This window comes from Butyrivibrio sp. (assembly GCF_017940685.1).
Lineage (GTDB): Bacteria > Bacillota > Clostridia > Lachnospirales > Lachnospiraceae > Butyrivibrio.
In genome coordinates, this window is sequence record NZ_JAGAYD010000270.1 from 1 (window position 1) to 20,922 (window position 20,922).

The 20,922-nt window shown below is 43.6% G+C and carries 16 protein-coding genes; 7 read left to right on the top strand and 9 right to left on the bottom strand.

Annotation, left to right across the window (positions count from 1 at the left end; genetic code table 11):
• Positions 1–136: 136 nt before the first annotated feature.
• From J6I68_RS16320 to fliY, 7 genes are all read right to left on the bottom strand, one after another.
• On the bottom strand, positions 137–2,272 hold the full coding sequence (locus J6I68_RS16320) for a hypothetical protein (protein WP_292221849.1): 2,136 nt from the start codon (positions 2,270–2,272) through the stop codon (positions 137–139).
• Positions 2,272–3,120, bottom strand: a complete 849-nt coding sequence (locus tag J6I68_RS16325) for a hypothetical protein (RefSeq protein WP_292221850.1) — start codon at positions 3,118–3,120, stop codon at positions 2,272–2,274. Before J6I68_RS16325 ends, J6I68_RS16320 begins: the two co-directional genes overlap by 1 nt.
• An 18-nt stretch (positions 3,121–3,138) precedes the next feature.
• Positions 3,139–4,746 (bottom strand): Mbeg1-like protein, encoded by a 1,608-nt coding sequence (locus J6I68_RS16330; protein WP_292221851.1) that lies wholly within the window; start codon positions 4,744–4,746, stop codon positions 3,139–3,141.
• A gap of 1,321 nt (positions 4,747–6,067) precedes the next feature.
• Complete coding sequence (locus J6I68_RS16335; protein ID WP_292221852.1) at positions 6,068–8,002, bottom strand: ABC transporter ATP-binding protein; 1,935 nt, start codon at positions 8,000–8,002, stop codon at positions 6,068–6,070.
• 14 nt (positions 8,003–8,016) lie between these two features.
• Complete coding sequence (locus J6I68_RS16340) at positions 8,017–9,768, bottom strand: ABC transporter ATP-binding protein (protein ID WP_292221853.1); 1,752 nt, start codon at positions 9,766–9,768, stop codon at positions 8,017–8,019.
• A 138-nt stretch (positions 9,769–9,906) separates the two neighbouring features.
• Positions 9,907–11,043 carry a DUF4317 domain-containing protein gene (locus J6I68_RS16345; protein ID WP_292221854.1) on the bottom strand — a complete coding sequence of 379 codons (1,137 nt, stop codon included), beginning with the start codon at positions 11,041–11,043 and terminating at the stop codon, positions 9,907–9,909.
• An 8-nt stretch (positions 11,044–11,051) separates the two neighbouring features.
• Positions 11,052–11,657 (bottom strand): flagellar motor switch phosphatase FliY, encoded by a 606-nt coding sequence (gene fliY, locus J6I68_RS16350; RefSeq protein ID WP_292221855.1) that lies wholly within the window; start codon positions 11,655–11,657, stop codon positions 11,052–11,054.
• A gap of 284 nt (positions 11,658–11,941) precedes the next feature.
• On the opposite strand from fliY, the gene J6I68_RS16355 reads away from it, so the two are divergent.
• The 6 genes from J6I68_RS16355 to J6I68_RS16380 all read left to right on the top strand — a co-directional run bounded on the left by J6I68_RS16355 (position 11,942) and on the right by J6I68_RS16380 (position 19,373).
• Positions 11,942–12,700, top strand: coding sequence for a DeoR/GlpR family DNA-binding transcription regulator (locus tag J6I68_RS16355; protein ID WP_292221856.1), 759 nt, complete (start codon positions 11,942–11,944; stop codon positions 12,698–12,700).
• Between the two features lie 2 nt (positions 12,701–12,702).
• Positions 12,703–13,608, top strand: coding sequence for a 1-phosphofructokinase (gene pfkB / locus J6I68_RS16360; protein WP_292221857.1), 906 nt, complete (start codon positions 12,703–12,705; stop codon positions 13,606–13,608).
• Positions 13,609–13,672: 64 nt separating this feature from the next.
• Positions 13,673–15,610, top strand: a complete 1,938-nt coding sequence (locus J6I68_RS16365) for a PTS fructose transporter subunit IIABC (RefSeq protein ID WP_292221858.1) — start codon at positions 13,673–13,675, stop codon at positions 15,608–15,610.
• 74 nt (positions 15,611–15,684) lie between these two features.
• Complete coding sequence (locus J6I68_RS16370; protein WP_292221860.1) at positions 15,685–15,948, top strand: HPr family phosphocarrier protein; 264 nt, start codon at positions 15,685–15,687, stop codon at positions 15,946–15,948.
• Between the two features lies 1 nt (position 15,949).
• Positions 15,950–17,656 carry a phosphoenolpyruvate--protein phosphotransferase gene (gene ptsP / locus J6I68_RS16375; RefSeq protein ID WP_292221862.1) on the top strand — a complete coding sequence of 569 codons (1,707 nt, stop codon included), beginning with the start codon at positions 15,950–15,952 and terminating at the stop codon, positions 17,654–17,656.
• A 91-nt stretch (positions 17,657–17,747) separates the two neighbouring features.
• Positions 17,748–19,373 (top strand): diguanylate cyclase domain-containing protein, encoded by a 1,626-nt coding sequence (locus J6I68_RS16380; protein ID WP_292221864.1) that lies wholly within the window; start codon positions 17,748–17,750, stop codon positions 19,371–19,373.
• Positions 19,374–19,456: 83 nt separating this feature from the next.
• On the opposite strand, the gene J6I68_RS16385 is transcribed toward J6I68_RS16380, so the two are convergent.
• A complete protein-coding gene (locus tag J6I68_RS16385) occupies positions 19,457–20,194 on the bottom strand; it encodes a hypothetical protein (protein ID WP_292221866.1) in 738 nt (245 codons plus the stop codon).
• A gap of 239 nt (positions 20,195–20,433) precedes the next feature.
• Between J6I68_RS16385 and J6I68_RS16390 the strand changes: the two genes are divergently transcribed.
• Positions 20,434–20,592 carry a hypothetical protein gene (locus J6I68_RS16390; protein ID WP_292221868.1) on the top strand — a complete coding sequence of 53 codons (159 nt, stop codon included), beginning with the start codon at positions 20,434–20,436 and terminating at the stop codon, positions 20,590–20,592.
• Between the two features lie 78 nt (positions 20,593–20,670).
• Here the strand turns inward: J6I68_RS16390 and J6I68_RS16395 are convergent.
• Positions 20,671–20,922, bottom strand: a 252-nt coding sequence (locus tag J6I68_RS16395; RefSeq protein WP_292221870.1) for a hypothetical protein, incomplete at its 5' end; no start/stop codon positions are given.

The following is a 20,922-nucleotide window of genomic DNA, read 5'->3' on the forward strand; positions in this document are numbered from 1 at the left end:
CTGTATCAAGGGCGCAAGCGCCGCTTCGCGGAAACCCTTGACACAGGGCATCCAATCAGCTTGTTGGCAGTCAAGCAGAACAAGGATAGGGTGTGTAGCCGAGGCTACTACTCAACCCACACAAACTGATGAAGCCTCAAAGATTTTCATTCTTTTGGCCTGTATGCAGGTTCTTAAGCCTCCTGTAGAAATTGGCATTTCCTGAACAGGTATTGGGAATCGGAACCACTTTACTGTCAATGTCCAGATCCCGCACCTTTTTAAGGCCCTGGGCCGTCTTAGCAACGTCCTCTCTCAGTCCTGAAATAGCTTTACTGATTTCCTCTTCCGTAGGGTATCTTTCCTCAATAACCTTCTTACCATCAACCACCTTGGGAACCTTTATCTTAAACTTCCTTAAATGAGCTGTCATCTCCTCGTCGGAAGTTTTATCCAGATCGCTCAAAGAGTTTAGATGTGTTTCAACATCCATCTCGTTAGGAAGAAGCTGTTTGCCTTCCAAATTCTCGATAAGCAGTATAAGTCCCTTACTTATTTCATCAGCACGCTTTGTTGCCTTTTCATCTGCTTTTTTAAAACCTTTTTTGGTATAGTTATCCACAAGGATATTCTTCATGGCAGGGACAAAGGTCTCTTTAAGATATCTTTCGCAGACTTTTTTTTTGCAACCTACACTGCCATACATTGAGGTTATAGCAGTAAATCTGCTGACTATCTCACGGGTCTTATCATCATATTTTAGAGATCCATCTTCATTGGTGATAAGCGTAATATATGTTTTCATCAGAAGGTTCCAGGTCTCACGAAGATTGACAACGCCCCCCTTAACCTTAACAGTTTCAGGAAGGGATGGCTTTAATTCCATATAACCTTTTCCCTGTTCTCCCTCCACTTTAACAGCAGTCAGAAAACCTTTGCTCTTTTGCACAATCCTATTAGCTTCGGTCTTCTCCATTATCTTTTTGTATGTAGCTCCGCCCTTTTCTTTCCATTGATCCCCTGAAAGAGCTGAGTATAACTGATCTTTATTCTGAAGACTCTTGATCTCTTCATCGGAAACAATATCAATAAGGCTTTTCTTTTGGGATTCAAGGTCAGCCATCTTTATTCTTTCCAGCTGCTGCTCTTTGCGACTGTTATAGCTCTTTTTGAAGTCATCGTCCTCTAGGCCCTTACTTAAGGACCACGCCATTCTTGACTCAAATTCGTCCCCAGCGCTGCGATCCTTGTACCTTGGAAGCTTAGTCTGCATTTTAGCTATAAGCTTACTGTCAGCACCGTTTTCCCTTAGCATATCCATGCAGGCCAGATGAGCCTTTAGCAGCTTTTTAGCCAGAGCCTTCTGTCCCTCATCAGTCGTAGCAGTAAAGTCCATGGACAGTTCATCGTTATAATGGCTCTTGTAAAGAGGATCCTTTATGATATCCTTTCTGATCTCATAGTAAGTAACTACAGAACGTATCTCATCAAGCTTTGATTCAATGGAATGCTGTGTATCATCATCCAGTCCTGCATAATATCCGTTTTTGGCTGCAAGGCTTTCAAAAGCTCTAAGTTGCATGGATACACGCTGAAGTTCATCCGCATGTTGGCAAAGAACTGTATCATTGGCCAAATCTATGGATTCAATGCGGAAGCTGGTCAATCGCCCAAGCATAAAATCCATGGCCTTTTGCTTGTCCATGCCTTCCCGATCATCCCCATTTCCAAGATAATTTTTCAAGATGGCTGTGTTTGAACTCTCATGCCCCTCTACCATAAATGCTGCAATATCCATCATTTCTTCAGGAGCAGCTGGGATCTGATCATTACTGATAAAGCCATTCATAAGATCACGGCTTTTTTCATATACATCATCTTCAATGCTTTCTATTTTTTCGTAGTTGCGAATTTTCTGAAATAGCCTTGATTTCTTGTTACTCTGCTTTGAAAGCCTGGCCCTGTCACTTACCCTTGCTTTAAATTTCCCCGCAAATTCACTGGAAAAAGAGGCCTCCTTTGGCACATGCAATGCATAATTACTCTCTTCCACAAAGGAATTAAGTATCTGCATGCGCTCAGCTCTTTTTCTCTGCTCCATCCGTCTGGCGCTTATTTCTTCCGGCTGCTGCGTGCTGATAGCAGGTCCCTGGAGACCACTCCTGAGCTGTTCCATCTGATCCGCAGAGTTTGGAATATAGTGATTTATCTCATTTTCAGTAACCTGAAAAACATCTATGCTCTGCCTTCTTTTATATATCTGCCCACCATCGCCGCCGTCACGTCCTATCATCAGAATACCTCCGTTTCAAAGCAAAAGCTTACCAGACTGCCAACTTTTTTCGCATTTTCAGACGAAAAATCCTTTAACATTCTGCTGTATACTCTGTCAGAAAACATATACATATATATAGGTGAATCCTTGGATGGGCTCTTTTTTGCTGCTGACTTGCCCCAAAAGATGAGGTCATTTATAAGACCTCCTTCGTCGCTTCCGTAAGCAGCTACGCCTTCTATAAAAAGAGATCCATTCCTGATGCTGGTAAGCATCCCTCCCTGAACTACGCCATCGTCATCAACCAGAAAAGTACTGGTTTTAGGGTCATAGCAGGTCCTGTCCAGTATTTCAAAGCTGTATCCTGAAGCTTCCCTTGCAAAATAGATCCACTGATCCTCTGACAGGTCATTAAGATGAAGACATCCCATTTCGGTCACAGGATCGTTAGCTTTTACATCTCCAAAACTGATCTCATACAATGAAAGTTTTTTCTCCTCTTCAAAGAAACCAAGATCTGCAAAGAACTTTTCTTTTTCTTCCTCCTGTTCCTCTGCAACATATTCGGAGTAAAAAACTGCGCTACACTTTGCGATTCTGGCCACATCCTTAAGCAGCGTCAAAAGAGCTTTAAGCGCATCTTCATTATTGTACGCATCTTCAATGATCACTTCTCTTACGGACAGGGCAAAAGTCTTGTCACTGTCGTCAGAAACTGTAGCCACTGCCATTACACCGCAGGCAGTATCAGATTCCACTTCATATAAGCCTATAAAGAAATCGCTCTGCTCCTTTACTGCTTCATCAAGTGGTGTCAGGAAAACCCCTCTATTCTTTTCATTAACTAGCGTCGCTGCAAAAGTCATATTGGCATCCTTCATGCATTATTTCTTTTTCCTGTCCCGAAGGAGTTTTAATATCTCAAAAATGGAATCTATAAGAAGAAGGGTTCCGCAGGATAGCATGTACCAGCTGTTCTCAATGTCAGGCATTATAAGGATATACGCCCCCAAAAGGAAAGTTACGATCCCTTCAAATGAGTATCTGAAGCGCTCGAACACCTTGGTGTTGTAGATCCTGAAATTGATGATGTTCTGATAAGCAAGAGAAAGAAGCAGTACTCCTAAGATCATGCTGGATACCACAAAAAGAGCTCCTTCCTTCACCAGAACTGCTGAGGTCAGAACCCAAAGCACGATACAGAGCATAACTCGTGGTCTTTCTTTTTTGAAATCCCATTCTGAGTTCTTTAAGTGCCTTATGGTGAGCACAACCTCGTAGATGCAGGTAAATACAAGGACTGCGAACACCACGGATTCCATGGCAAAGTCAGGAAACGCAAAGCTTAATATGCTAAGAAGGAGAGTAAGACCAATCCTGACGGACTCTTTTCTGTTGATAAGTCCCCAGGCTCTTACAAAGATTCCCTTGCTGTCGTCGTCTTCTTTTTTTATGCTCTTTGCCTTGTTCTTCAGGTTAAGGGCATCGCTACCTGCCATATTGAAAAGAAGCTCTTCAAAGGCTTCGGGCCCTTTCATGGCGAACTCTCTTATAGTGTTTGCTCCAGTATCTGTCATGGAATTAAAGAGACTGTCAATGAAGTTTTCCCTGGCGCCAAGATCCATGCCCTCCACAAAACGGTCAATGAGATCTGTGATCAGGTGGCTCTCAGGAGCGTGGTCCTTACAGGTTATAAGCCCGTCAGGACTAAGCATCCAGGTCTGCATGCTGTGCTGGATAAGAGCATGGGCTGAGCTTCTTACTATGATGCTCTCCCCTGCCGGGGGTTCAAAGATCCTGCCAATAATTGAGTATTCAGGAGTTATCTTGGTGATCTTATCAAGGATATTGTTGATAAGAGCCTTATCAAGGACTTCATCGCAGAAACCAGGACCATCATTAAGATACACTCTCTTTAGCTTGGCCTGCTGCCTGATATCAAGATGAGCTGCGGCGTAAAGAGCAAGATGGGCTCCCTTGGAGTGACCAAGGATTATCACATCTCCAGAAGCTTCATTCACATGCCTTATGGCATAGTCAAGAGCCAGGTCCTGGGAAGGAACATTCGTGTAGCTTATCATGAAGTCTTCCTTCCAGCCTATGATGGTAGAATCTGTTCCCCTGAATGCGATGACTGTAGTGCCGTCACTTAAGGAATAAGTCACAGCTGCAAACTGCTTATCTGAGGTATCAAATATATCCTGAAAGTCAGAAAGGACTACATTTCCGAAGCGCTTACTATTTGCGCAGTACCTGGCAAAGTCCTGATCTTCTTTTCCCGAGCCCGCACGGGTATTTCTTATGGTGTGCATATCTTCAAGGTTATAGATGGCATCCCTCAAAGTGACCTTATCAGTTTTTTTGTACTCGAAGAATGGCTTGTAATCAATATATACAAGCTCAGACAGAACCAGGTTATCTTCAATTCTAAATTCCCGCTCTCTAAAATCCAGGTCGCCCTTCCAGAGAACGTAATCAGACAAATGAGCCATTATTGCTCCTCTTGATTATAGGTCATCAATGTCGATGTATCTTATTATTTCGCAAATTTCTATATTATCAGTTTATCATAGATTGACATTTTCAATTCTTAATGTTTAGTTAAGGATGGTCATGGCAGGACTTCCCCCGCTCTTTTCATTGTAACGTCCACCGGAAATCGCCCAAGTGGCTTTCACGGCATATCCTCGCAGATACTGGATGATTCAATAATATAAGTTGTTCATGCCCTGCCGTATCTGCTGCGGTATTCCATGATCCACTTGACCGATTTCTGGTGGACGTTTATAGGTGATCAAGCGGGGGATGATAAAGGTGCGGATTGGGCGTATTGGCTTCAAGCTGGCGCTATACAGTGGAATCAGACTGGATGACTGATTTCATTGTCCAAGTCCGTAAAAAGATGGCCGATATCGATTGTTATTAAATCGTATTACGGACGACAGCGTAGTTTTGGGGGCATACAGTCCGTAAAATGGATTTTTTCAAGGAATTCTTCCGCTGGATCCTGAAGTCGAACTACGGACTACAAGTCCCAAAAGTGTTTGCTAGTCTGAAAATGGACTTTTTTGAGGTTTTTATTGGGAAATAGTAACCTACTGTAGAGCATTTTCCTATGCTATAGTCCGTAATCAAGAAAATCCATCACTTCAAGACACATAGTGGAGCTCAAAAGCGGTGTTTGGGGAGCCCCAAAAGCGATTTTGGAGAGGATTTTGGCTGATCTAATACCTGCAATTGATTTTATATTGTTGGTCCTATCTTTTTCTTGCCTTGAAGAAAAGAATTAGGGCACTTTTAATACCACTGAGAGAGTATGTGAATGCAGATATTAGATTTTCTACACCAATCTTTTCAGTTTTAACGAAACCTCAATGGGAAGTTCATATCAGTCAACGATGTGAGAGCCTTGGGTATTAGATTTGTTAAAATACCAAATGATATTTCTGTAAAACCATAATACCTGCAGAAGATAATGCGGTCAGCGGTATTATATTGACGATATAACCCAGAACGCAACACGATATATCACAACAAATAAAACTCTGCACAGCCATATTGCATCAATGCAGGTAAAAATCTTGCAGGGAACCCGATTCACTGCCTACAACGCCCCACCCATGGCCGCTTGATAACCAAAAAAGTCCGGCAGGATGAATTTCAATAGCACCGTGGAATACCGCAGCAGACCGCACAGGATAAGACAAAAGAACCGTCCCCGTGTCTTGTTGCGGTCTGCGAGGATATGCCGCGAAAGGCTATTGATATTCATCCGGCCGGACTTACAATTCAAGAAGCGGCTATGGATATTATTCAAGCTGTCTCGGACTTCATGCCGGTGTACAACTGGTAGTACTTCTGCTTTTTAGCGATGAGCTCGTCGTGTGTGCCCTGCTCGATGATCCTGCCCTGTTCAAGGACTATGATGCAGTCTGAGTTTCTTACGGTTGATAGCCTGTGAGCGATGACAAAGGTTGTCCTTCCCTTCATCAGCCTATCCATACCATCCTGAACGATCTTCTCAGTTCTGGTATCAATTGAAGAAGTTGCTTCATCCAGGATGAGAACCGGAGGATCTGCAATTGCCGCCCTTGCAATTGCAAGGAGCTGTCTCTGTCCCTGAGAGAGGTTTGCACCGTCTCCGGTTAGCATTGTGTCGTACCCCTCAGGAAGTCTCTTTATAAAGCTGTGAGCATTGGCGAGCTTGGCTGCTGCGATCACTTCATCATCTGAAGCGTCAAGTTTTCCGTACCTTATATTGTCCATTACAGTTCCTGTAAAAAGGTGCGTATCCTGAAGAACAATTCCAAGGGACCTTCTTAGATCTGCCTTTTTGATCTTGTTGATATTGATGTTGTCGTACCTGATCTTACCGTCCTGAATGTCATAGAAGCGGTTGATGAGGTTTGTGATGGTGGTCTTACCTGCACCAGTTGAGCCAACAAAGGCTATCTTCTGCCCTGGCTTTGCATGGAGCACAATATCGTGAAGCACCATCTTTTCATCAGTATAACCAAAGTCTACGCCGTTAAAGGTAACATCACCCTCCATTGGCTGGTAAGTCGTGGTATCAGTAGCCTTGTGATAATGCTTCCAGGCCCAGTGTCCTGTGTGGTGGTCAGCCTCAACGATCTCTCCGTCTTTCTTTTCGCTGTCCACAAGCATTACGTAGCCTTCATCAGTCTCAGACTGCTCGTCAAGGAGCTTAAATATTCTCTCAGCACCAGCAAGAGCCATAATGATGGAGTTGAACTGCATGCTGACCTGGTTTATAGGCATTGAAAAGCTCTTGTTAAAGGTCAAAAAGCTTGCAAGACCACCAACTGTAAATCCAACAGCTACGCTGTCTGAAAGAGCTATTGCTGCACCTATCATGGCGCAGAGAACGTAGCTGGTATTTCCAAGCTGAGCGTTTATTGGTCCTAAAACTCCTGAATAAGCATTAGCTTTAAAGGCACTCTGGCACAGCTCTTCATTCAGCTCATCAAATCTTTCAACTGCTTCTTTCTCGTGATTGAAGACTTTGACAACCTTCTGGCCTGTCATCATCTCCTCGATAAAACCGTTTAGTTCGCCCAGGTTCTTTTGCTGAGCCACAAAGTTCTTGCCTGAAGACTTGGTAGCCTTAGCCGAGCAAAAGAGCATGATGCCAACCATTACAAGTGTCACAAAAGTAAGTGGCAAGGACAGAACAACCATTGATGCAAGAACCGAAACAATCGTGATGGCACTTGAGAGCATCTGAGGAATACTCTGGCTGATCATCTGTCTTAATGTATCGATATCATTAGTGTAGATCGACATTATGTCGCCATGGGCATGGGTATCAAAATACTTGATAGGAAGGCTCTCCATGTGGGTGAAAAGATCTTCCCTCAGTCTTTTTAATGTACCCTGGTTGATCTCAACCATGACCCTTGCCTGTAAAAATGCTGAGAAGACACCAAGAGCATAAAATCCCGCAACTCGCCCAATGGCCCCAAGAAGAGGTCCATAGTCGGTACTGCCAGAATCAAGCATGGGCTGAATATAAGCGTCAATAAGTGTCTTGGTGAAAAGAGTTCCCTGAACACTTGAAAATACAGTCAAAAGTATACATACAAGTACTGTCAGCATATGAATGGGATAGAACTTAAATACATACCCCATGATCCTCTTAAACAGTGCGCCAGGATTTTCAACCTTGGGCCTTGGCATTCCTCTGCCCCTGGCTCCTGGTCCGCCTTTTATCTCTTTAACTTCTGCCATAATCTATTCCTCCATTAAGCGCTGGGGCGATCAAAATCTGCATCGCCGCTTCCGCCGGTCTGAGATTCGTAAACTTCTCTGTAGATGTTGTTCTCCTTAAGGAGTTCCTCATGACTTCCAAAGCCGTTTATCTGTCCATCATCCATAACAATGATCCTGTCGCAGCTTTGAACTGAACTGATCCTCTGAGCGATGATGAGCTTGGTAGTTCCTGGGATTTCCTCAGCAAATGCCTTTCTGATCTTGGCATCTGTGGCTGTATCTACCGCACTGGTGGAGTCGTCCAAAATAAGGATCTTGGGCTTTTTAAGAAGCGCTCTTGCAATACAGAGTCTCTGCCTCTGTCCTCCTGACACATTGGTTCCGCCCTGCTCTATGACAGTGTCATATCCATCAGGCATCCTCTCTATAAATTCATCTGCGCAAGCCATCTCGCATGCTCTCTTGCACTCATCGATAGTGGCGTCCTTCTTGCCCCATCTTAGGTTATCAAGGATAGATCCGGAAAAGAGAACGTTCTTTTGGAGCACAACTGAAACCTGGTCACGTAAAACTTCCATGTCGTAGTCTCTTACGTCAACTCCGCCAACCTTAACGCTTCCTGCTGTTACATCGTAGAGCCTGCTTATAAGGTTAACAAGTGAAGACTTGGCAGAACCTGTTCCTCCGATAATTCCTATTGTCTCTCCAGATTTGATCGAGAGATTGATGTTCTTGAGCACCGGCTCATCAGACTCTTTATCGTAAGCAAAGTTCACGTTGTCAAAAGAAATACTTCCGTCAGCTACTTTCATCACAGGATCCTTAGGATTTACAAGATCAGCTTTTTCTTCGATAACCTCTGCAATTCTCTTGCCACTTGCTGATGCCATGGTGAGCATTACAAAGATAACAGCAAGGAACATAAGGCTCATAAGAATGTTCATGCAGTAGGTAAGAAGGCTCATAAGATTTCCTGTTGAAAGCTCGCCGCCGACTATCATGTGAGCTCCAAACCAGCTGATAAGAAGGATGCAGGCATAAACTGTTCCTGTCATAAGAGGGCTCATATATACTACATTCATCTCTGCCTTAACAAACATGTTGTAGATGTTGAGGGCAGCTTTTTTGAACTTGTCGTTCTCATAGTCCTCTCGAACATAGGCCTTTACTACTCTGATGGCTGATACATTTTCCTGAACACTCTCATTTAAGGCGTCATACTTTTCAAATACTTCTTTGAAATACTTAGATGCCCTGTTCATAACAAACATGATGATGATTGAAAGGAATAAGACCGCGATAAAGTAGATGCTGGCAAGCCTGGGGCTTATGATAAAGCTCATGACCATGGCAACTATCATTGAAGATGGAGCTCTCATGGCCATTCTCAAGGTCATCATATAGGCGTTCTGGATGTTTGTAACATCAGTGGTAAGCCTTGTTACAAGTCCCGAAGTGGAGAACTTGTCTATGTTTGAAAAAGAAAAAGTCTGAATGTTATCAAACATAGCCTTGCGAAGGTTCTTGGCAAAACCCGTGGATGCCTTGGAACCAAAATAAGCGCCTCCAATACCGCACAAAAGGCCAAGGATGGCGATGACGATCATTATGCCTCCGGTCTCAAAGATGTATTTCATATTTTTCCCATAGATACCTATGTCTACGATCCTTGCCATAAGGATTGGGATGACCATTTCGCAGACAACCTCACCCAGCATACAGACAGGGGTCAGTATCGATGGGAGTTTGTATTCTTTTACCTGGGATAAAAGTGTCTTAAGCATATATTATCTCCCTTGATCACTTATTTTTTGTTGCATAAACAATAATATATTGTGTGCAATTTAATGTCAACTTCATTAAAGAAAAAGCATGCCCCTGGACTGATGACGTACGCTTCATCAGTTCACGGGCATGGAATATTACTTATTCATAAAAGTCCTAACATTGATACCATTTACCTCGATATGATCATCAACTTCAATAACAAGACACTGTCTGCCATCGATGATCCTGGATTCCACAAGGTCTGTCCTCTCCGGATTGACCTTAATTACAACATCAGGCGTCTCAATATCAAACTTCTTGGTATGTGCTATGTTGCTGGCAAGAAGGGGGTAATCTTCATTTCCTGCGCATTTTTCATAAGTCTCATCAAAGAATCCAAGGCGCTCCTCGGAAACTCCACTGTCTGAAAGAAGCTGTTTTACATCCTTTTTAGTAAGCTCTAAAGGCTCCGGATCCCCTTCGTGGTCCTCGATCATGTCGTTTAGATTATCGTGAATGTTTCTCATGATGTCATAGTCTGCATCTTCGCCGATGGCGCTCTGGACTACCGCATCAAACAGATCCTTCTGCTCCGGGGCAGATATTGGAGCCCTTCCTCCAAACATAGCTTCCACAAACTCAGGCTGAAGGTCATCAGGCTTTTTGGTGAAGTAGAGCATGTTGTGGATGTCTGTATTTCTTTCGATAAACGCCGGGAAAAGAAATCCCTTTACCGGAGCTTCTACTACCCAGTCCCTGTACCTCTCCTCTATGACATTATCTTTTTCATTATAGCCAAGACCAGCCTTGGAGAGCTTAACAGGACAGATGCTGCAGAGCATGTAATCGTAGATGTTGTCAGATGCATCCTCCATCTCGATTCCGTCCCTTGTAACTCCAGGAATGTCGTAAACTGCGTGAACTACTATGATGTAATAATTCTCACCGTCTACATAGTTTGCAATGATCTTGTCGTAGAATTCCTCAAGAAGCTCATCATCAGCGAGCTTGGAGTTTCTTAGTGTCAAAAGAAAGTCTTGAGTTCCTCCGGGCTGTTCCTGTTCAATAGGAAACTCAAGACTTATCAGATTCTTACCAAAGGTCCCTGCGAGAGTATGCTGAAAAATATCCAGATACTTGAACATCTCCTCATCAGGAATGGATCCGAAGGCCTTCCTGAAGGTAAGGCGCTTGTTCTTTTCATGATCCACATAGCACCCGCAGATATTGTCGATGGTACATCTGTCAGGTGTGAACTGCTTTTTGATCTCTAGTGTTTCTGCCTTATTCATTTAAATAATTACTTCCCCTTATTCATAAATTTGTCGCACATATCCTCTGCGAACTGCACAGGATAAAGCTGCACCATGATGGAATCGATCAGATTTCCGATTGTCATCCTGAATGCTATTTTAACAAATTTATCATAAGTAGTATCAAACATTTTTTCAAATACTTTAATACTCTCAACGTCAATCTGGTTAACTATTGGAGTACTGATGTCTGTAGGCACGCCAAGCATGGATGAAAGGCTGGTTGCACTGGTGCCCATCATCTGGTTCATGGCTTCTGAAGCAGCAGACAAATGAAGATCTGTGATCTCACCGGCTGTGTTAGTTCCATCGCCGCCCATCATAAGATCTGTCATTACCTTTACGTCATGCTCTTTAAGCACAAGGACGTTATTGCCCTGAAGTCCCTTTACATAGTGGATCTGAACGAAGATACAGGTCTTCTCATAGTCGTCTAAAGCTTCACTTCTTTTTATAACCTTAACATTAGGTGTTGTGATATCAACCTTCTTATTGACCATCATACTTAAGGTTGTTGCTGAATTACCCATGCTGATATTAGCTATTTCACCCAGAATATCGATCTGGTCATTAGTGAGTACAAAATCTTCCAAGCCCGTCACCTCCATATATGTCAATACGTAACCATACTAATATTTTAGTTTAGTTTTGGTATCTTTGTAAAGGCGGATTTACGGTTGTAAGAAAAGCTTTATTCTTTTTTTAGATTATCAAAAATCCAACATCTGATTACATGTGATCATTTATTTTTGTTTTGTGATTATTTTACAAAGAGTTAATTGATTATTTGTGATTATTTGTGATTATTTATGATTGTTATTGATTGAAGGTGGTGCTATCATAAGCTTAACCTAATCTGTGAATGCGAGGGGATGCCATGCTTACAGAAGAACGACGCAATCTGATCGTTTCATATGTCAACGAAAAAAATGCAGTGACTGTTGCAGAGCTTATGGAGGAGTTTGATGCTTCTGCTGCCACCATCCGAAGAGATCTAAGTGCTCTCCATGATGAAAAAAGGATCCAGAAGGTCTTTGGCGGAGCAACATCTATAAATAAGGGAGACATCAGTACCTTTGAGCCATCTGTATCAGCCAAGGCAACTCTCAATATTGAAGAAAAGGACGCCATCAGCAGATATGCAGCTTCCCTTATCAATGACGACGATTTTGTCTACATCGATTCCGGAACTACAACCCTTGAGATGATCAAGTACATAGACAACCACAAGGCCAAGTACATCACTAACGGTATTGTCCATGCCAAGAAGCTCCTTGAAAAGGGTCTTAATACCATGATCATCGGCGGAAGATGCAAGGCTTCAACTGAAGCTATCATAGGTCCTGAATGCATCGATGGTATAAGCAAGTATCACTTCACCAAGGCATTTATGGGAACCAACGGTATTTCCATAAGCGCAGGCTACACCACTCCCGATGTGGATGAGGCCATGGTCAAGGAAGAGGCTGTAAGACACGCTTATCTTTCCTATATTCTTGCAGATCACAGTAAGTTTGGTCAGATAAGCTCAGTCACATTTGCAGACATAGCAAGCTGCTGCATCATAACTGATAAGGAAGCAACTAAAAACTATACCAGCAAGACCATCATCAAGGTGGTCCCAAAAGGGAGGTAAAAATGATCTATACAGTCACATTCAATCCCGCTATCGACTATGTAGTCCGGATGAGTGATGAGCTCTTACCTGGTATGACAAACAGGTCAGACTCAGAAGAATGCTACTTCGGTGGAAAGGGCATCAACGTTTCCACAATTCTTAATAATCTTGGAATAGAAAACACTGCTCTTGGCTTTGTTGCAGGCTTTACAGGCAAGGCTATAGAAGAAAGCGTGATAGGAAAAGGAATTCACACTGATTTCGTAGAACTGCCTGAGGGTATGAGCCGAATAAACGTCAAGATAAAGGGCGTTGCTGAAACAGAGATAAATGCCCAGGGTCCCAAGATTCCACAGGATGCCCAGGACAAGCTCTTTTCCAAGATAAATGCTCTAAAGGACGGAGATGTGCTCATACTTGCCGGAAGTATTCCAAACTCCCTGCCAAGTGATGTATATGAAAAGATCATCGCCCTTGTAAATGACAGAAAAATAGAAGTCGTTGTGGATGCGACAAAGGATCTTCTTAAGAATGTCCTTAAATATCATCCATTCCTTATAAAGCCCAACAATCACGAACTTGGTGAGATGTTTGGCACAGTGCTTAAAACCGATGACGAGATCGAAGCTCACGCCAAAAAGCTTCAGGAACTCGGTGCAAGGAACGTTCTTATTTCCATGGCAGGTGATGGGGCAATGCTCATCTCTGAAGACGGACGGAAATTCCGCATTGGGGTTCCAAAGGGACAGGTTAGAAACTCCGTTGGCGCCGGAGATTCTATGGTCGCAGGATTTATCGCAGGTTACCACAAGTATGGGGACTATGACAAAGCTCTAAAAATGGGAACCGCCGCTGGATCAGCCACCGCCTTTTCTGATGATCTTGCCACAGGCGAGGCAATACTTAATCTTTATGAAAGTCTTTAAGAGGAAGATTTGTAAAGGTTTGTAAGGGGATACTACAAAAAAGAGGTTTTTAAAAGGAGGGTCTATGAAAATCACAGATTTACTTAAAAAGGAAGGCATCGCTTTAAACGTAGATGCCGCAGATCAGAATGCAGCCATTGATAAGCTTATCGCGCTGCATGAAGCTGTTGGTAACTTGTCAAATGTATCTGCCTTCAAGGAAGCAATCCTTGAAAGAGAGAAGAAAGGCTCAACAGCCATTGGAATGGGTATTGCAGTGCCTCACGGCAAGTCTTCTGCTGTTTCCAAGGCAGGTGTTACTGCCATCACTATTCCAGCAGGAATCGACTACAAGTCCTTAGATGGCAACCCAAGCAATCTTTTCTTCATGATCGCAGCTCCTGACACAGCAGCTGACACACATCTTGAAGTGCTCTCAAAGCTTATGACACTTCTGATGGATCAAAATTTTGCAAAAAAACTTGTAGAAGCTAAGACAGCAGATGAGTTCCTTAGTATAATTGATAGTAAGGAAGCTGAGAAGGATAAGGAAGAGGCAGCCAAGAAGGCCGCAGCCGCTCCTGCAGCAGCTCCTAAGACAGCTAAAAAGCTTGTTGGCGTTACAGCCTGCCCTACAGGAATCGCTCATACCTTCATGGCAGCTGAGGCTCTTGAGCTAAAGGCTAAAGAGCTTGGCATTGACATCAAGGTAGAAAAGGACGGTTCAGGCGGAGCTAAGGACGTTCTTACAGCAGCAGATATCGAGGCAGCTGATGCTGTAATCGTTGCCTGCGACAAGAACATCGACATGAGCAGATTCAACGGCAAGCCAGTTATCGTAACCTCAACAAAAGAGGCTATCCACTCTCCAGAAGGACTTATTGAAAAGGCTACTTCCGGAAACGTAGCAGTATACCATCACACAGGAACTGTTACAAAGAGTGCTGACACAGGCGCTAATGAAAGCGTTGGAAGAAAAGCATACAAGCACCTTATGAACGGTGTTTCACACATGCTTCCATTCGTTATCGGCGGCGGTATCCTTATTGCTATCGCATTCCTTTTAGATGATTACTCAATCGATCCAAGTAACTTTGGTTCAAATACACCAGTTGCAGCATGGTTTAAGACAATCGGCGGCGCAGCATTTGGTTTTATGCTTCCTATTCTTGCTGGTTTCATCGCTCAGAGTATTGCTGATCGTCCAGGTCTTGCTGTTGGTTTTGTAGGTGGATATCTTGCTTCCACCGGTGCTACTTTTGCAGCTCCAGGCGGCGACGTTCCATCAGCCTTCCTTGGCGCACTTGTAGCTGGTTTTGTAGGCGGTTACATTGTTGTTGGTCTTAAGAAGCTCTTTGAGTTCCTTCCTCAGTCACTTGAAGGAATCAAGCCAGTACTTATTTATCCTCTTCTTGGATCACTTCTTATCGCCATTGTTATGTGCCTTATCAACCCGGTAGTTGGTGCCCTTAATGTTTGGATCTCAGGCGTACTTACAGGTATGAGCAGCGGATCAATAATCGCACTCGGTGCACTCCTTGGTGCAATGATGGCAACAGACATGGGTGGTCCTCTCAACAAGGCTGCTTACGTATTTGCTACTGCTGCCCTTGCTAACCAGAACGAGACAGGTTTCATGATCATGGCAGCCGTTATGGTTGGTGGTATGGTTCCTCCAATTGCAATTGCTCTTGCAACAATCATCTTTAAGAAGAAATTCACTGCAGCTGAGAGAAAGTCAGGTCCTGTAAACTTCATCATGGGACTTTCCTTCATCACAGAAGGTGCTATCCCTTACGCAGCTGCTGACCCTCTTCACGTAATTCCATCACTCCTTGTTGGATCTGGTGTTGCAGGTGCTCTTTCAATGGCATTTGGTTGCACACTTCGTGCTCCTCACGGCGGAATCTTCGTATTCCCTGTAGTAGGAAACATGGTGATGTACCTGGTAGCTCTCCTTGCTGGTTCTGTAGTAGGATGCCTGCTCCTTGGAATCCTTAAAAAGGACGCGCAGGAAGCGTAAATAAAACATTTTCCCAGCCGCCACTTTAGCGGCTGGGTCATGATAACTTCACCAAAAGAAAGGAAGAAAAAACTATGGTATCACAGAAAATCACAGTAACTAATGAACAGGGAATGCACATGCGTCCAGCAAGTGTTTTCAGTCAGGCAATGACTCCTTTTTCCTGCGATGTTAAGATCAATTTTAACGGCAACACCTACGATGCAAAGAGCGTAATGATGCTTATGAGCGCTTGCATCAAGTGTGGAGCAGAGATCGAAGTTGTCTGCGATGGCGCAGATGAGCAGGACGCACTTAAAAAAGCTATCGAACTCATTGAGAGTGGATTAGGAGATTAATATGTTTCAGGGAATTCCCGCATCCCGCGGTATTGGTATAGGCAGCATCTGCGTTATCGCAGAGCACGAACTTAAGTATGACAATGCGAAAATTGAAGATGTAGCTGCTGAGCAGAAGCGCTTTCAGGATGCTATAGACAAGTTCAAGGTAGAAACCACCGAAATGGCTGAAGATATCAGAAAGAGGATTGGACCCAAAGAGGCTGAGATCTTAGAGGGTCACCTTGTAATGATATCTGACCCAAGCATGTCCGGAGAGATGAACAAGATGATCGCTGCAGGCCAGTGCGCCGAAGCATCTGTTGAAGCTGTCTGCGACATGTTCATTGGCATGTTCTCCAAGATGGATGATGATATGATGCGCCAGAGAGCTTCAGATATAGCCGATGTCAAGGTAAGCCTTCTTAAGATCCTCCTTGGAATTGAAGACGTTGACATCAGCAAGGTGGCTCCCGGAACAATCCTTGTAGCAAAAGACCTGACTCCTTCAATGACCAGTCAGATCCACAAGGAAAATGTTGCAGGTATCATCACTGAGATGGGCGGTAAAACTTCCCATTCTGCTATCCTTGCCAGAGCTCTTGAAATCCCTGCTGTCCTCTCCGTCCCTGACATCACAACTCTTGTTAAGGACAAGGACACAGCCATCGTTGATGGAACTGAGGGCAATGTCTACATCAATCCTGAGGGAGATGTTCTTTCAAGCTATATCATAAAGCGCGAAGAGTTCATCAAGAAGCAGGCTGAGCTTAAGAACTTCCTCGGAAAAGAAACTGTCACAGCCGACGGCACAAACCTAGAGCTGTTCTGTAACATCGGAACACCTAAGGATGCTAAAAAGGCTGTTGAATGTGACGGCGAAGGAATAGGTCTTTTCCGCTCAGAATTCCTGTTTATGGACAACAATCACCTGCCTTCTGAGGAAGAACAGTTTGCTGCCTACAAGGAAGCTGCAGAGGTTCTTGGAGGAAAAGCAGTTATCATCAGGACTCTTGATATCGGCGGAGACAAGGATATCCCTTACCTTAACATGAAGAAGGAAGAAAATCCTTTCCTTGGCTACAGAGCTGTAAGGTACTGTCTTGGCAACAGGGACACCTATAAGGTCCAGCTTCGCGCCATTATTAGAGCCAGCGCCTTTGGCAAGGTCAAGATCATGGTACCTCTTGTAACCTGCGTTGATGAGATCCGCGCGGTCAAGGCTCTTGTTTCTGATATCAAAAAAGACCTGGATGCAGAGGGAATCGCTTATGACAAGAACATTGAGGTCGGCTGCATGATCGAGACAGCATCTGCTTCTCTTATCGCAGACCTTCTGGCTAAGGAATCTGATTTCTTCTCCATCGGAACCAATGACCTTACTCAGTACACCATGAGTGTAGACAGAGGAAATGCTGATGTTGCTTACCTCTACTCCACTTTCCAGCCATCAGTTCTTCGTTCCATTAAGCACATCATAGAATGTGGAAGAGCTGCTGGAATTCCAGTTGGTATGTGCGGTGAGGCTGCTGCCGATCCTCTGATGATACCACTTCTTATATCCTTTGGACTTACAGAGTTTTCCGTAAACCCTGTACTGGTCCTCACAGCAAGATGCATCATCTCCAAGTGGAGCAAGGCTGAGGCTGATGAGCTCACAGAGAAGGTAATGAATCTGGATACCGAAAAAGAAATAGTTGATCTTCTTAAAAAAGAAGCAAAAGAATAAATCGAATTTTAAGACTTATTTAATCAATTTGTATAACGTTATCTTGTACAATTAAGTGTGCAAGATAACGTTTTTTTATGAGGATCATGTAATGCGCTCACTAAGAACAAAACTGGCTGTCACAATGCTCTTTGTGATATTTACAGTCATACTGGCTATTACACTTCTCAGTGTGATCTTTATACGTAGAACTGCAATACGTAAATCAGATCAGCTGCTTCTTATGCTGTGCGAAAATGGGCAATATAGTTTAAATTATTACTTTGACAGTGTTCAGGAATCTGTTAACGATATCACCACTTTTGTAGAAAGCGACATAACAGGGCTTGATGACAAGAATTTTAATGCGCATATGGAAAGGGCCCAGCGGTATTTTGATTATGTTGTATCACGCACAAACGGCGTTCTGACATATTACTACCGTATTGATCCTTCCATTTCCACAAATGTAAAGGGCTTTTGGTATACAAATCTGGATGGCAAAGGCTTCACTGAGCATGAAGTAACTGATATCACGCAGTATGATGTAAATGACACATCAAAACTTGTTTGGTTTACTGTTCCTAAATTTGAAGGAAGATCCATCTGGCTACCGCCCTATATCACAGATAACCTTGATGTCCGTGTAATCTCCTATGATGCGCCCATATATTACAAGGGTCAGTTTATCGGAGTGGTTGGAATAGAAATCGACTATTCGGCCATGGCCAAAGAGATTGACAGCATAAAGTTCTACGATAACGGATACGCTTTCCTGACTGATGCTGATGGGACCCTGTTCTATCATCCATATATTGATGTGGCAGGTCTCCCAGAGGGTTCAAAAAGACAGGTGCCCTACAGTGATTATGCTGAGCAATCCTCTGCACAGTACCTTTATAATGGCGTGCTTAAGGAAGCTGTCTGGCTGCCTCTTAGCAATGGCATGTACCTTAACATCACAGTTCCACTTTCCGAAACTGAGGGTGAATGGCGCGGGCTTATAATCAATATCCTTATATGCGCTGTGATCGCGCTTATTGCAGCAGGATTCTTTCTGATCTACTTCCTGAAGATCATAACAAAACCAATTGAGGAACTTACGGAAGCTGCGGAGCAGGTAGACAAAGGAAACTTTGACGTTGATCTAAGCTATGACAAGGATGATGAGATCGGAAGGCTCACCAGATCCTTCAAGAAGCTGTCAGGTAATATGAAGGCTCATATAAACGCTCTGAACGAGCAGGTATTCACCGATTCACTTACTCATGTAAGAAATAAAGGCGCTTTCCTTCTTGCTATTGAGGAGCTTCAGGAGCAGATAAATAATGGATCCATAGATCCCAATTTTGCCCTTGGTGAATTTGACTGCGACGGACTTAAGCGCATCAATGACGAGTATGGTCATGATAAAGGGGATATTTACCTTGAAAAAGCCTGCAGTACCATCAGCGATGTTTTTAAGCGAAGTCCCGTTTACAGAGTTGGCGGCGATGAATTCTTTATCATCCTGAAGCACGAAGATTTCTATAACCGCAATTTCCTTCTGGAACGTTTGGATATAGTAATTGATAACATCAATGCTACAGCTGAGGAGCCCTGGGAACAGGTATGGGTTTCAAAGGGCTTTGCCGTATATAACCCGGCTGAAGATAATATTGTCCAGAAGATCATACAAAGGGCCGATAAGCTTATGTATGAAAATAAACGTGAAAGAAAAATGTGCCGAGATACTTAACGGTCCAAAAGTGAAATGTCAAAAATGCCAGTTACTGTGAATATTTCTTCACTGTAACTGGCATTATTTATTGTAGTATTTGATCACTGAACGTAAGGGTGCTGATATGGTGCCGGCTCCGGACCGCAGTACAGGCCGTAGGCATCACAAATCCAGTAGGTTCCATCTTCCATGGGAACTCTGCACCACTGGTGCGACCACTTATTCTCATTTACATGTTCGTAAGGTATCCCAAGAATATTAAGGCAAAGGCCTGTGGCTCTGGCACAACCTGCACATGAACTCACTCCCGTAACAAAGTAACCATACGGATCATTGTAATGGGGCTGTGATGTAGAATATACCACCAGTCCGGAATCCACCATATATCTTATAACACTTGCAATCCCTGCAAGCTGCTCTGCTCTAGACTTATCCTTAAGTGGTGTTACCAGTACCAGGGCAGTATCATATGCAGCCTGAAATTCCGCATCAGTTAATTTCTTTTTAAGGCTCTTGTAGTTTGCCAGTTTCTTTGGTGCCACAAAGTCACTATTTGCCTGAACTGCAGTAGCCTGGGCCGCCTTTGTGGAGGCTATGCCATCAACTTTTTCTCCAGGTTTAGCTCCTTTATAAGGTAAACGCCCTTCCTTCATTCCATGATTTTGGTAATGAGTATATAGTGCGTTAGAGTCAGTTCCTAATGCTGCTGAAACATCCGGGTATGTAGCCGCATAGAATGCAGGATCAAAGTTTGCTGCACAAACAGTCATAGACAGGATAAGGCTTAAAGCTAATGTTGCTACAGTGATTGAAGACAATCGTTTTATTATCTTTACCATGTAATCCTCCTTTGAATTACAGCCAATTTACTACAAAAATGTATGCTACATTGTATCATTTTAGATTATAAATCGTTTATTATCACTGTGGCAATCACCAGCAAAAAGATTACCAATTATTCACTCTTTTTTCATTTATTTTTAGCGATTTTATTATTGAACTAACAGCCCATTTCAGTTATGATATGTTTCGCTACGTAAATGACTTGTTGTTTAACCTTTGAATAGGAGGTAACGAGATGGGCGAGTGGAAACAGGCCTTTGATAGGATAATGGATCAGCTCTACAATCATCCAGAAGAGATGAGAGCAAGACTTCTTAATAAATACGATTATATTGGCAGGGATGAGAGAAAACCTCAGACGGCCATCGAGATGTTAAGAAGTATCCACAGTTAAACACGGACATCAAAAGCCCCTTAGGATCGATTCCTAGGGGGCTTTTTCATGCCTCCATGACACGGGGACTTTCTGTTGTCAGCCTGGACCTTTGGCCTGACCACTGTGGGAGCCCACGCTTTGGACCATGGCACGGTCTTTCCGCCCACCAGCGCCGCCCTGTCCCCGTTTAAGTCCGTGGCGCCGTCTGCACATATATTCATCTTTTTCCCGGTTTCCATCGCCGATGTTCATGGCCTTCGGAAGGGGCCCCTTAAGTTCTACGGTCCGGATGCTCCCTGCCCTGGTTTTGCTGATTGTTTTTGGTTTTGAGACATTAGCCGCAAACGC

Bases quoted from the DNA above. Each gene is read 5' to 3' on its own strand.
- J6I68_RS16330 (WP_292221851.1), bottom strand. From the start codon at position 4,746: ATGGCTCATTTGTCTGATTACGTTCTCTGGAAGGGCGACCTGGATTTT.
- J6I68_RS16385 (WP_292221866.1), bottom strand. From the start codon at position 20,194: ATGGTAAAGATAATAAAACGATTGTCTTCAATCACTGTAGCAACATTA.
- J6I68_RS16380 (WP_292221864.1), top strand. From the start codon at position 17,748: ATGCGCTCACTAAGAACAAAACTGGCTGTCACAATGCTCTTTGTGATA.
- J6I68_RS16345 (WP_292221854.1), bottom strand. From the start codon at position 11,043: ATGAATAAGGCAGAAACACTAGAGATCAAAAAGCAGTTCACACCTGAC.
- J6I68_RS16335 (WP_292221852.1), bottom strand. From the start codon at position 8,002: ATGGCAGAAGTTAAAGAGATAAAAGGCGGACCAGGAGCCAGGGGCAGA.
- J6I68_RS16325 (WP_292221850.1), bottom strand. From the start codon at position 3,120: ATGACTTTTGCAGCGACGCTAGTTAATGAAAAGAATAGAGGGGTTTTC.
- J6I68_RS16320 (WP_292221849.1), bottom strand. From the start codon at position 2,272: ATGATAGGACGTGACGGCGGCGATGGTGGGCAGATATATAAAAGAAGG.
- J6I68_RS16365 (WP_292221858.1), top strand. From the start codon at position 13,673: ATGAAAATCACAGATTTACTTAAAAAGGAAGGCATCGCTTTAAACGTA.
- J6I68_RS16355 (WP_292221856.1), top strand. From the start codon at position 11,942: ATGCTTACAGAAGAACGACGCAATCTGATCGTTTCATATGTCAACGAA.
- J6I68_RS16370 (WP_292221860.1), top strand. From the start codon at position 15,685: ATGGTATCACAGAAAATCACAGTAACTAATGAACAGGGAATGCACATG.
- J6I68_RS16390 (WP_292221868.1), top strand. From the start codon at position 20,434: ATGGGCGAGTGGAAACAGGCCTTTGATAGGATAATGGATCAGCTCTAC.
- ptsP (WP_292221862.1), top strand. From the start codon at position 15,950: ATGTTTCAGGGAATTCCCGCATCCCGCGGTATTGGTATAGGCAGCATC.
- J6I68_RS16340 (WP_292221853.1), bottom strand. From the start codon at position 9,768: ATGCTTAAGACACTTTTATCCCAGGTAAAAGAATACAAACTCCCATCG.
- pfkB (WP_292221857.1), top strand. From the start codon at position 12,703: ATGATCTATACAGTCACATTCAATCCCGCTATCGACTATGTAGTCCGG.